Source organism: uncultured Chitinophaga sp., assembly GCF_937898475.1.
In the GTDB taxonomy this organism is placed as follows: Bacteria; Bacteroidota; Bacteroidia; order Chitinophagales; family Chitinophagaceae; genus Chitinophaga.
Map to the genome: position 1 here is coordinate 74326 of NZ_CALEJS010000010.1, position 12513 is coordinate 86838.

Annotated in this window: 7 protein-coding genes; 2 read left to right on the plus strand and 5 right to left on the minus strand. The window is 52.2% G+C overall.

The features are described 5' to 3' along the window. Nucleotides 1-71: 71 nt before the first annotated feature. The 3 genes from Q0577_RS00735 to Q0577_RS00745 all read right to left on the minus strand — a co-directional run bounded on the left by Q0577_RS00735 (nt 72) and on the right by Q0577_RS00745 (nt 5888). On the minus strand, nt 72-1733 hold the full coding sequence (locus tag Q0577_RS00735) for a pyruvate dehydrogenase complex dihydrolipoamide acetyltransferase (RefSeq protein ID WP_298731791.1): 1662 nt from the start codon (nt 1731-1733) through the stop codon (nt 72-74). A 154-nt stretch (nt 1734-1887) separates the two neighbouring features. Further along, nucleotides 1888-3774, minus strand: a complete 1887-nt coding sequence (locus tag Q0577_RS00740; protein WP_298731793.1) for a DNA polymerase III subunit gamma/tau — start codon at nt 3772-3774, stop codon at nt 1888-1890. A 41-nt stretch (nt 3775-3815) separates the two neighbouring features. After that, complete coding sequence (locus Q0577_RS00745) at nt 3816-5888, minus strand: hypothetical protein (RefSeq protein WP_298731794.1); 2073 nt, start codon at nt 5886-5888, stop codon at nt 3816-3818. 314 nt (nt 5889-6202) lie between these two features. Here Q0577_RS00745 and Q0577_RS00750 point away from each other — a divergent pair, with 314 nt between their 5' ends. Beyond that, nucleotides 6203-8329, plus strand: coding sequence for an ATP-binding protein (locus Q0577_RS00750; protein ID WP_298731796.1), 2127 nt, complete (start codon nt 6203-6205; stop codon nt 8327-8329). A gap of 101 nt (nt 8330-8430) precedes the next feature. Here the strand turns inward: Q0577_RS00750 and Q0577_RS00755 are convergent, their stop codons facing one another. Further along, complete coding sequence (locus Q0577_RS00755; RefSeq protein WP_298731798.1) at nt 8431-9591, minus strand: hypothetical protein; 1161 nt, start codon at nt 9589-9591, stop codon at nt 8431-8433. A gap of 195 nt (nt 9592-9786) precedes the next feature. Between Q0577_RS00755 and Q0577_RS00760 the strand changes: the two genes are divergently transcribed. Continuing rightward, nucleotides 9787-10389: a hypothetical protein gene (locus Q0577_RS00760; protein ID WP_298731800.1), complete on the plus strand. Its 603-nt coding sequence runs from the start codon at nt 9787-9789 to the stop codon at nt 10387-10389. 412 nt (nt 10390-10801) lie between these two features. Here Q0577_RS00760 and Q0577_RS00765 read toward each other — a convergent pair whose 3' ends face one another. Then, on the minus strand, nt 10802-12163 hold the full coding sequence (locus Q0577_RS00765) for a DUF6600 domain-containing protein (RefSeq protein WP_298731802.1): 1362 nt from the start codon (nt 12161-12163) through the stop codon (nt 10802-10804). Nucleotides 12164-12513 lie beyond the last annotated feature (350 nt).

Sequence of the window (12513 nt, forward strand, 5' to 3'; positions counted from 1 at the left end):
ATTTATTCAATAAAAAAGAGCGAAGCTGTGCGGCTCCGCTCTTCATATAGCTGTTTTCGTTAGTCTGCTTTTTACACCAGCATGGTCACCGGGTTTTCCAGGAACCCTTTCAGGGTAGCCAGGAAGCGGGCGCCTACTGCACCGTCTACCACACGGTGGTCGCAGCTGAGGGTCAGCTTCATGATGTTTTCCACCTTGAACTGGCCTTTTTCTGATACCACTGTTTCTTTGATATTACCAACAGCCAGGATGGCGGAGTTGGGCGGGTTGATGATGGCGGTGAACTCGTCGATGCCCAGCATGCCCAGGTTGGAGATGCTGAAGGTGCTGCCGCTGAATTCCTGCGGCTGCAGCTTTTTGTTCTTGGCTTTATCGTACAGTTCCTTTGCTTCGCCTGCTATCTGGCTCAGGGATTTCTGATCGGCAAAACGGATCACCGGTACGATCAGGCCCTCATCTATAGCTACGGCAGAACCGATATGGATATGCTGATTCTGACGGATCACATCACCCATCCAGCTGCTGTTCACAAACGGATGCTGACGCAGCGCCAGGGCAGCTGCCTTGATCACCATATCATTAAAGGAAACTTTTACAGGAGAGATCTCATTGATGGATTTGCGGGATTCCATGGCTTTATCCATGTTCACATCGATCTTGAGATAGAAGTGGGGGGCAGTGAATTTGCTTTCGCTGAGGCGGCGTGCAATTGCTTTACGCATCTGGCTTACCTCGATATCGGTGTAGCCTTCCTGTCCTGCCGGTACAAAGGCCGGAGCGGCTGCTTTCGCGGCTGCGGGAGCAGTGGCTGCTGCCGCGGTTTTCGCGCCCGGTACAAAGTTGTCAACATCTTTCTTCACTATTCTGCCGCCATCACCGCTGCCGGTTATCTGGCTGATGTCAATACCTTTTTCTTCTGCCAGCTTCTTTGCAAGCGGAGAAGCTTTCACCCGGCCACCGTTTGCCGCGGGGGCTGCTGCCTCCGCTACAGGCGCTGCCGGAGCCGCGCTGGCCGCTGGTTTGCTTTCTTCTGCCGGAGCCGCCGCGGGGGCAGGGCCTCCTTTTTCTGCAGCCAGGATGGCATCCACATTGGTGCCCTTCTTGCCTACAATGGCGATAATATCGTTTACTTTGGCAGCAGTGCCTTCTTTTACACCGATGTATAACAGTTCGCCGTCTGCATAGCCGATCACTTCCATGGTTGCCTTATCAGTTTCCACTTCAGCCAGCACGTCATCACTCTTCACCGTATCGCCTACCTTTTTGTTCCAGGCTACGATCTTGCCTTCGGTCATGGTATCACTCAGCAGCGGCATGCGGATCACGGTAGCATTCTTCAGCGCTTCCTGTGCAGCGGCAGCGGCGCCGTTAGACGCAGCAGGAGCAGGAGTAGCCGCCGGAGCGTCAGACTGTTGCGCAGGTGCGCTTTCAGCCTTGCCATTGGCCGGAGCTGCGGCAGCGGCGCCGCCTTCCAGCAGGGGTTTGTAATCTTCCCCGGGTTTACCCACAATAGCAATGATCTCATTTACTTTGGCAGCCTTCCCTTTCTCAACACCTATATATAATAGAGTGCCGTCAACATATCCTATAACCTCCATGGTAGCCTTGTCGGTTTCCACTTCAGCTATTACGTCGTCTGATTTTACGGTATCACCCACCTTTTTATGCCATTCCGCAATCACCCCTTCTGTCATCGTATCGCTTAAAAGGGGCATTCTGATAACTTCTGCCATAATGTTTACTCAAAATTTTGCCCAAACCTACAAAAGAAAGACGAAAAAATTAATAATTAATAACCGAACAATTAATAATGCCCGCAGTACCTGTGTTTCACCTGAACTCCCGTGCCGTCCATATTATTAATTATTTATTCTTAATGATGCATTGTTAAAAGTCCAGCTCCATATTCAGTTTATCCTTCAGCTCTTTCACCAGCGGATATTTCTCGATCATGGCCTGGAACTGTTCCCGGCTGCTCATCGGCGCAGGCCCGATATCCTGCGTTTGCTGGCTCTCATCCAGCTGCAGCGTGAGAATAATAGCGGGATTATTGAACTTCTTCTTGAAAAACTCTGAAATAGCCAGCTTCTCTTCCTCCATGAAACGGAACTGCACAATGTTCCTGCTGGAGATACCGATCTCCTCAGGCGCCAGCAGCTTTACGGTTGCCAGCTGCAGGTTGCTGACCACGGTCATTTTATTAGCCTGCCGGAAAATATCAATGAACTCTTCCCAGTATACTGCCAGCGCCCCGGCGGTAATGGGAATAGTTTGCTGCACCACGGCGGTTTGCTGCCTGGCAGCCAGCGCTTCCTTCATGGCAGCCAGCCCGGTAAGTTTGCTGCCCGTAGCGCCGGCAGGCTTTGCCGCCGGTGTACCGGTTGCCGGGCGCGGAGCCGTACTGACAGGTGAAACCGGCGCAGCAGCTGGCCTTGCAGCCGGAGGCGGGGTGGCTGTAGCCGCCGGAGTAGCCGCGGGCGTTGCTTTGGCTGCCGGTGTTTCTATGGTAAGACGTGCAGATTCGTTCTGGGCGATAGAAGCCGCTGTGGCGGGTTTACCCGCACTCTTCGGTGAGGCGGCCTGGGCAAACGGCGCCCTGAGCTGCTGAGGCGTAGCCCCGTCAGGTACTAACTTTTTTTTTACCACCTCGCCGCTCTGGTCATCACTCACCAGGGTTACGGCCTGCTGCAGGTAGCACAGCTTGATCAGCGCCATTTCCACGTGCAGGCGTTTATTACGGGCCAGGCGGTAGTTGATCTCCGTATCATTCAACAGGTGCAGGGCGGTGATCAGCCATGCAGGACTGATCTTTCCGGACAATTGCTTATAACGGTCCTTCAGGTTGCCCGATACTTCCAGCAGGTGTAAAACCTTTTCTTCCTTACACATCAGCAGGTTGCGCAGGAACTCTGCCCAGCCGTTCAGGAAATTATCTCCCTCAAAACCTTTCTGCAGGATTTCGTCAAATATCAGCAGGGCACTGGCAACGTCCTGTTGCAGTACGGCATCCATCACCCTGAAGAAATAATCGTAGTCAAGTATGTTCAGATGCTCCAGCGTATTCTGATAGGTCAGATGTCCGCCGGTGAAGCTCACAATCTTGTCCAGTGTACTTAATGAGTCGCGCATACACCCATCTGTCTTCTGCGCTACCAGGTGCAGGGCATCCGCTTCTGCCTGGATATTTTCTTTCTGGCAGATCTCCTGCAGGTGGTCTACCGTATCCTGGATGGTGATACGCTTGAAATCGAATATCTGGCACCGGCTCAGGATGGTGGGCAGTATCTTGTGCTTTTCTGTAGTGGCCAGTATAAAAATGGCATAGGAGGGAGGTTCCTCCAGCGTTTTCAGGAAAGCGTTAAAAGCCGAGGAGCTGAGCATGTGCACCTCATCTATGATATAGATCTTGTATTTACCTGCCTGCGGAGCAAACCGTACCTGTTCTACCAGCGTACGGATATCATCTACCGAGTTATTCGATGCAGCATCCAGCTCGTGGATGTTGAAAGAGCTGCCTTCGTTGAATGATTTACAGGAATGGCACTCGTTACAGGCCTCTCCATCCGCCTGCAGGTTCTCGCAGTTAATGGTTTTGGCCAGGATGCGCGCACAGGTGGTTTTTCCCACCCCTCTCGGACCGCAGAACAGGAAGGCGTGCGCCAACTGGTTATTGCGGATCGCATTTTTAAGTGTAGTGGTAATGTGGGATTGTCCTACTACCGTCGAAAAATTCTGAGGACGGTACTTCCGTGCCGAAACGATAAAATTCTCCATATATACAAGGCATTCGCAAAGATCGAAAGTACATAATTTCTTTAATACTCCTGGACGATGGTCTGCGGACTGAACTCCAGCACCAGATCCAGGTAAGCTTTCCTGGTCAGCGCCACATAGTTATCATACTGCTGCAGTACCTGCGGCCCCACATCTTCCACTGTCAGCATGGAACGCTCCTGTATCAGCTCCTTCACTTTTTCGCGCAGCTCCTCGTCCCAGTGATTCACCACTTCCTGGTACTGGCAGAGTATTTCGATCAGCCCCCTGAACCGGTGATAGTCTGCCTGTAGTATATCGTCCATGGCAGCTAAATACTCCGTTGATGGCAGGTCAGCATCGGTGAACATGGTGTGGCGGTCAACAGCGTCTGCAACTATTGCTCCCAGCTGCTCCGCCATTTCCTGGTGCAGTATCACCTGCTCATATAACTGCAGCAGCTGTTGCGCGGGCGCTGTTCCCTTTTGCAGCGCCCGCGTGTAATGATAACGGAAAGCAAGGCAGTCGTGCGCCTGCAGCCAGGCTTCCTCCCGGGTCAGGGCAGCGCTCAGTTCCATTATAAGAGGTGCCGCCTGCGCAGCAGGATAGGTTTGCCCGTCAAATTCAAAATGACTCAGGGGAATCTGCCGCTCCGCGATGGCTTCCAGTGTTTCCAGGTCCAGGCGGTCCCGGAAATAAGACCTGATGCGGATGCTATTGGCAGGGTCATACAATGCATCAAATGTGTACAAAGCCTTTTCCGCTTCCGTCAGGGGCTGTTTCCAGTCAGCAGTGAGCGGTGTGAAAAGCCGGTTGTCATAGTACCCTGAAAAGGCAGCCGGCGCTGCATACTGTTGTTCTGCCTGTTGCAATGCCGCCATGAAATCTGTTACGCCATACCACTGCTGGTTTTCGGGTAGCGTTGTTGCGCCGTACTGCCGTGCCGTCATCTCTTCCTGCAGGCGAAGCCGCTCGTTGAACAGGTCCCAGGCGCTGGCCTTTTCTGCCGTGTCTGCGGCCCTGATGATTTTGATGCGATGCGTTCTTTCATCCAGGCCGGGTTGCGATGCGGCCTGCCGTCTGAACTGTACCCTGCTTTTTACAAATGTTTGCAGGTAGGTATCTGTGATCAGCGGCAAACCGGCTGCATCTGTGCGGAGGTAATTATGCGCGGCGTAACGCCGTATCAATGCGCCCTGCGCCTCGTACAGGTTGCGGAACCGCAGGCCCCGGGCGTTCAGCCCCGGAAGTTCGTCCAGGCAACGTTCCAGGCAATGGCCGCCTATCTCTGCACGATGCAGTGCCGATACAGCGGTGTGGCTGCCGCTTACCAGCGTGCCCACCGCGTCTGCATAGAACTCCATTTCGCGGCTTACAGGAATGTATGCACGGTTTACCAGTGCAAACAGCCCCTGCAGTAAATACTGTATGCCATTGGCAATGCCCATGGTGGTCTGGCTGAAAGGCCGCAGCAGATAACTTCGCCCCAGCCGCTGGATGATGGTCATATGGAGGCGTTCATTTTCGTATAAGCGCTGATAGATCCATTGATGCAGGCCCGATACATAATTGCCCAGCTGCATGCCGGGCACGGAGAACCTGGTCAGCGTACGCGCCAGTATCATCTTTAGTTCTCCCACGTTCAGGCTGTTCACCAGTCCCAGCCCGATCTCCAGCTGACTACCGGTCAGCCGCAGGTTGCCCGGCCCGTGAAAAACAGCCGCCCTAGCACCGGGCACAGCAAATACTTTACCACGGAACCGGGTGCGGGTAGCCGCTGATATTTCGCTGATGGAATGGAATAAACGGGGATGTTCTGCCGGTTGCAGCAAGGTGCGCAACTGACGTGTTCCCTGCCTGCGGCTGAAAAGAGATCCGCCCAGCAGGAACAGCAGCATAAGGCCCAGCAATACCAGGCCTAATGCCAGGATGACGGGCAGCACCTGCCGCAGGCTCATCAGCAAAAACACTCCTCCGGCCATACAGGCGGCCGCCAGTGCAGTGGTGAGGATCAGCAACAGGATGTATGCAGTAAAGAATAGTAAGATGAAGCCGGAGGCCTTTAGCACCTGCCTTTTAAACAGCGGCGGGAATGGGGCCTGAACCGGCTGGCTAACCGGATTATCGTTGGACATAGTTCATACAGGTTAGAGAAATAAAGCAGGATAGTTTGCGTCCCACCCCCCGGCGTTGTAACACCCCCGGGGGGTAAAAGACCATAAATTTAAATTAAAATAATGTAAGTAAAAATCTCATTGAAGAAAATAATAATGCGTTAAACCGGCGCTAGTGACGGGCTCGCAACTAATCACCTGAATGTCTGTAAATTTATTTACCTTACAGGGATGGTCCCTAAATAACGTGTTTCCAGGAGTAGATTTCCCTAGTTAATCCAGGCTAACCAAAATAAACCAGGCACAACCCATTAAATTAAATTCAATCTGCTGAAATGAATCGTTCAGTTGTTTTACGTATTACGGTACCCGTATTGTTTGTCATCACCATCCTGCTTGGCGTTAAAACTTTTAATGCGTACCGCTCCGGTGCGCGCCATTTGCAGACTTCCATAGACACGCTGAAGCAGGATAATCCCGGCCTGCGGCTGATAGATTCTGCCCTTATCACATTCAATGCCGCAGACAATAATTTCCGTTTGTATACCGTGCTGTATACACCTGACTACCTGCAGGCTTTCCGCCTTCAGCTGGATACGGTGACCTACCTGCTGGGCGCTCAGCTGTCAGACCTGTTGCGGGCCAAAGAAGGGCTGGCTGCAAAGATAGCCGGCATCAAACACAACACTGATGAACTGCTGGCGCATTATGCCAGCGATGACAGGGTAGAGAAAATGCTGAGCAACATCCCTTCGTATACCCCCGGCCGTATGGCCGATGATAAAGTGATAATAGACACCTTAGGTTATAGCGATGGAAAGCCCGCTAAGAAGGGATTGCTCAAACGCCTGGGACAGGCGATCGCCAACAGGCCGGATACCGTGAGGTCAACACAGACCATTGTAGTAAGAACCAAAGACGGTAAAGTATTACCGCAGCACACCTACGAAGCAGGCCGCCTGCAACGCGTACTGGCAGATGTGAACAACTATTACAGGAATGTGCTGCGGCAACAGCAGCAGGGCCGTACGGAGATCAACCTGGCAGAACAATCACTTGCGGCCACCAATCTTGCACTGCTGGATGATCTGAAAAAGACCCTGCAAACACTCCGGGAACAGGCGCTGAAGAATGAGATGGACCGCAGGTTCCGCGCCGGGCTCAATACCGGCACCAATATCAGCAGGATGACCGTCAACTTTATATGGCTGTTCGTCTTCTTCCTGCTCACCAGTATCGGCAGTGTTTTTCTGTATCGCGAATATCGCCGCAAGACCGCACAGCTGGCCCGTGAAAAGGCAAAGGCGCTGGAAGAGGCCCGCGCACGTTCTGTTTTTCTTGCCAATATGAGCCATGAGATCCGCAGCCCGCTTAACTCGCTGGTAGGCTTTACAGAACAGCTCAGCCACACCCAGCTGCATGAAGAACAGCGCGAACTGCTGCGCGGGATAACACTTTCCGCTGATATGCTCATGGAAGTGGTGAACGATGTACTGGACTTTTCCAAGCTGGAAAGCGACTATATCTCCATCCAGCGCCAGCCTTTCACACTCTACCAGGCCATACAGGATGTGATCAATACCATGCGTATCCAGGCGGAGGGCAAACAGCTGGAGCTGCATTTTTATTTTGAAGGCAGTCAGCAGCAACACGTGCAGGGCGACATGTTCCGCCTCAAACAAATCCTCATCAACCTCATTGGTAATGCCATTAAATACACATCAACAGGCAGTATAACGGTGAAGGCTAAATTGGAACACCAAAGTACATACCGCGGACTCTTCACCTTCTCTGTAACAGACACAGGGCCTGGCATGCCGCCGGAGGCATTGCCCAGGATCTTTGAACGTTTCTACCAGGCGCGTTCCCCCCGGCTGGATATAAAGGGCACTGGCCTCGGACTGGCCATTACGCAGCGGCTGTTAAGGCTGCATGGCGGCGATATATTTGTAGAAAGCGAACTGGGTAAGGGTTCCGTTTTCAGTGGTCATATTCCCTATGAACTGGCCCATCCGCCCCAGACAATGATCGTTACCCGGCAGGATATTGAACAGTTGAACAGTAACCAGCTGGAAGGTCTTTATGTGCTGATAGCAGACGACCAGGAGATGAACCTCCTGCTGCTGAAGATGATGCTGACCCGCTGGAAATGCCGCTTCGATATGGCGAAAGATGGCGCCACCGCCTATGAGATGTTCAAAACAAACAATTATGATCTCGTATTGCTCGATCTGCAGATGCCGCAGCTCAGCGGCCTGGATGTGATACACCGTATCAGAACAGACATCAACCCCCGTAAGGCGGCCGTGCCCGTAATTGTCTTAACTGCAGACATCACCCGCCAGGATGAAGAAAACTTCCGTAAGGCCGGCTTCAATGACTGGCTGCTGAAACCCTTCCGTGAAAAGGACATTTACAAAATGATAGTGGGGCATATTTCCAATGAGAGTTTAAAGGTTTGAGGTTTGAAGTTGGTTAAATGTCAGATGTTTTTATCAGTGCCCCTGCTACAGGTCACGAACCTGTAACGTTCAACGAACTTCAAACTTCAAGCTTCAAACTTTTACACCATCGGATGCCGCTTAAATTCTTTCGTTCTGTCAAACAGGTAGCGGTAAGTGGTGAGCTGGCGGCTGCGGTAGGTGCCCAGGCTTTCGGCGATGTTGATCATTTTGGGGTTCCAGTCACCTATCCATTGCATTTCATAATCATCATAGAGCTGTTGGCCCTGGATGATCTTGGCGCCTTCCACGATCATGTAGGCGTCTGCGCCCTTGCCCTGGAACTCAGGCACCACGCCAAACACGATGCCGGTAATTTTGCGGCATCGCCGGGTAAGTTTCAGCCACAGGAACTGCAGCTTTTGCAGCAGGCCGAATTTTCCGTTCATATGTTTAAAGAACTGGTTGAGTTCAGGAAGGTTCAGCCAGCAGGCAATGGGTTCATTGTTGTAGTAAACAAACCATATCACCCTTTCATCCATCACTGCTTTCATTTTTGAAAAGATGCGCAGCGCCTGTGCGGGCGTGATATCTTTGCCGCCATCATGTCCTGCCCAGGCTTTATTGTATACAATAGAGAAGTCGGTAGCATATTTTTCAAGGTCCTTCTTCTGCAGATGCCTGGCAGAAATGCCGGGGTCCTGCGATAACTGCTGATGGCGGATGAAGAACTTTTCCTGCAGGGGTTCCCTTACCTTCATGGCAAAGCAGATCTGGTGGAAGAAAGGCCGGAAGCCGTAATTTTCCAGCAGCTCTTTATAGTAGGGCGGATTGTAGTTCATGCAATACAGCGGTTCATGGAACCCCTCTACCAGCAATCCCCACCAGCGGTCCCTTTCCCCGAAGTTGATCGGGCCGTCCATCGCTTCCATGCCTCTTTCCTGCAGCCATTGTTTAGCGGCATCCAGCAGCATGTTGGCGGCCGCCTGGTCATTGATGCAGTCAAAGAAACCCATGCCACCCGTAGGCTGGGTATCGCCCTTGGTCTTGTACTTTTTATTGACAAATGCTGCAATACGGCCTATCCAGGTGCCCTGCTCATTGCGCAGCAGCCATCGCTCACATTCTCCAAACCGGAAGGTCTTGTTCTTCTCCGGGTCAAATACTTCTGCTATATCTTTGTCCAGCGGACGTATCCAGTTAGGATACTGTTTGTTGAGATCTGCGTGTACCTGTATAAACAGCCGGGCCGTTTTTGCGTTATCTACTTTGACAAGCTCCATAGGGGAGCAAAAATAATGATTTAGGCTTAACGCCGAACGGAGAACGCGAAACGCAGAACGCAGGGGGACTGACGCAGCAGCCACCCGGCAACTTGCATGCACCGTTCAGCAGCTGGCCTTCAGCATAATGGCACTATTTTTTCTGGGGGAGCAGAGACAGTAACAGCATTTTACAGGGACAGTTAAGGTAACCATATGAAAAGAGCTTCACTTTATACCATCATTTGTTTCTTCATTGCCGTACTCCTGGCGGTGGGCTATTTCCGCCAGCAGCAGCGGGTAAAGAAGATCCTGGCGCAGAACGAACGTTTGCTGAATGAGAACCGCGACCTCCGGGAAAGCCTCAATTCCGTAAGCGGTACCGCGCAGCAGATCGCCGAAAGAAAAGATCAGCAGCAGCGTATGCAGGGCAGGTTTGTAGAACGCCGCGCCTACTATCGCCGCAACTGGCAGCAATTTATTGCCGTAAGCACCAACGATTACCGCACCGGTCTCCTGGGCGGGATCAAGAACCTGCAGCTGGTGGTACGCAACCAGACAGAATACCCGCTGGATAATGTAGTGGTCAATGTGCAATACCTTCGCAGTAATGGCGAGGTTTTCAAGACGGAACCCTATACCATCAACGAAATACCCGCCAAAGGCAGCCGCTCCATAGAAGCAGCGGGCAGCCGTAAAGGCATGAAAGTGCAGCTGAAGCTCATGAGCATTACCAGCCAGGCCATGAATTTCTGCTGGTCGTACAACAAAAAGGCGCCTGCAGACAACCCTGACCCCTTTCAGTGCTCAGAGCAGTAATGGTGGTAATTTACCTGTCTTCTCCTTCGCTTCACCCAGGCTTCTCCTTTACCAGGACAGTTTAGGTTAATATACTACCGGAACCCGCTGGTATCGGATGTATAACCAGTATCAGGACTATTTTATTCACCTGTATAGCTATTTTAGGACTAGACAGTACAGTCTTTTATGCAGGATGTCCGGTACATGTCCGGTATATGTCCCGTAGATGAAGGGTAGATGTCCGGTATCTTATAAGGTACCAGACATCTACCTTTCATCTGCCGCTTAACTACCGGTATCATACCGGAAATATATCCAGCCCTGATAGGGTGCAGTGCAATAAACATCGAAAGGGCCCGTCCGCCATTGGCGAACGGGCCCTGTTTTCACCCTCACATTATCCTCGTGCTTTTATATAGAGACGATCCCCTTATTGTACCCGCCTGGGAGTATTGTTATTGTTGTTACTGCGTTGTTGTGGCGCAGGTTGCGGGCGCGGGGATGACGGTTGCGGACTGGAGAATGACCGCTGCGGCGTGCTGCGTTGCGGCGCCGGGGTGGCTCTTTGCTGCGGTGCAGGATTTGCCCTTTGCTGCGGTGCAGGTGTTGACCTTTGTGGCGCAGGATTCACCCTTGGCTGAGCCTGGGGCTGCGGTGCAGGCCTGTTTTGCGGCTGGCTGAAGGTACGCCTGGGCATTGTCTGCTCCGGAGCCGTCCGGTTGTTATTGTTGTTATTATTGGGCACAGGAGCGGGCCTGTTACTGGGCTGCTCAAATGTGCGCCTCGGCGTTCTGTCAGGAGCCGGGTTATTGTCAGGCCTTGTATTGGGCGCTGGTGTCGGCGTGGCAGGACGGTTATCCGGGTTGTTGAAGATCCGCCTGGGTGTTGTTGAATTATTGTTGTTGTTGCCGGGATCGTTGTTATTGTCAACATCCCTCCGGATAGTGCGGCCCGGTTGGCCTGGCTGCGTCACATTATTAGGCGCAGGGCTTACGCGGCGGTTATTGTCGTTGATCCTCCTCGGTGCATTATCAGCCAGCGGGCGGCGCAGTTGTTCGCCCTGCGGCCTGAATATGCGCAGCTGGTTGTTGGACAGTGAGCTGCCCGGACGGTCGCTGTTTACCACCCTTACCGGTCTTACTTCAGAACGTGTTACGCGGGATACATCCCTTGCTTCAGGACCATAGTAATAACGGGTGTTCCTGTTCACCGTACGCACGTTGTTGATAACGGTAGTGTTGTTGATGATGGTCACATTGCGGCTGCGGTCCACATAATAGTTGTGGATGTTCGGGCTGGTGATATAGCGGCAGGGCACAAAAGACCAGTAGGAAGTAGGGATGTTGAAGTTAACACCCACACTTACACCAGGCGTTAGCGGCGCCCATCCGTAATAATCGCTGCTGTTACGCCAGCTTACCCAGGCAGGGCCCCATTCTTCGCCGGGTACCCATACCCATCCATAATAGTTGTCATATGTCCAGCGCCCGTAGTGAAAGGGCGCCCAACCCCAGGAGTAATCAGACATCCAGGTCCACCCGTAGTCTGTATACACCCAGTGACCGTTGGTATAGTAAGGCCTGAAATCCCGTCCGGCATCCGGCACCCATACCTGGCCGTAATTACCGTAGGTAACCCACTGGCCATAGGGACTTAAGGCGTCATAAAAAGCGGAGAAAGATACATTTGCCTGAACCTGCTGCGGTCTGGCCGTTACACAACTGCTGCCAAACACAGTAAGGAAAAGGCAGGTGATCAATACGCTCGCATAAAGGGATACTTTACTTTTCATAACTCTAACTTTTAATGGTATCAGGAAATCCTCTCGCTTCATTTCCTAAAAAACATAACGCTTAAGTAAATGCGATTATCGTACCAGAGGTGGTGCAGGGCCCTTTTCTTAACGCTATTTAACGTTCCGGGTCCCGTTTTAACTATTTTTTAGCTTAACGGGTTCCCCTGCACGGCATTCCGGGTGGCCGGGTGCTTTGGGGCGCCGTACACTTCTGACGGAATGGCGGCTTCTGATGCGCCACTGTCCTTAAACAGAGTCACTTTAATATTAAACAGAACCCTAATTTGAGGCGGAGGCCACTATTCGCCTTGTTTATTTGAATTTTACCCCTTTTACCATTACCTTTG

Excerpts from the sequence above, each read along its gene's own strand:
- Q0577_RS00735 (WP_298731791.1), bottom strand. The coding sequence starts at position 1,733 with ATGGCAGAAGTTATCAGAATGCCCCTTTTAAGCGATACGATGACAGAA.
- Q0577_RS00740 (WP_298731793.1), bottom strand. The coding sequence starts at position 3,774 with ATGGAGAATTTTATCGTTTCGGCACGGAAGTACCGTCCTCAGAATTTT.
- Q0577_RS00745 (WP_298731794.1), bottom strand. The coding sequence starts at position 5,888 with ATGTCCAACGATAATCCGGTTAGCCAGCCGGTTCAGGCCCCATTCCCG.
- Q0577_RS00750 (WP_298731796.1), top strand. The coding sequence starts at position 6,203 with ATGAATCGTTCAGTTGTTTTACGTATTACGGTACCCGTATTGTTTGTC.
- Q0577_RS00755 (WP_298731798.1), bottom strand. The coding sequence starts at position 9,591 with ATGGAGCTTGTCAAAGTAGATAACGCAAAAACGGCCCGGCTGTTTATA.
- Q0577_RS00760 (WP_298731800.1), top strand. The coding sequence starts at position 9,787 with ATGAAAAGAGCTTCACTTTATACCATCATTTGTTTCTTCATTGCCGTA.
- Q0577_RS00765 (WP_298731802.1), bottom strand. The coding sequence starts at position 12,163 with ATGAAAAGTAAAGTATCCCTTTATGCGAGCGTATTGATCACCTGCCTT.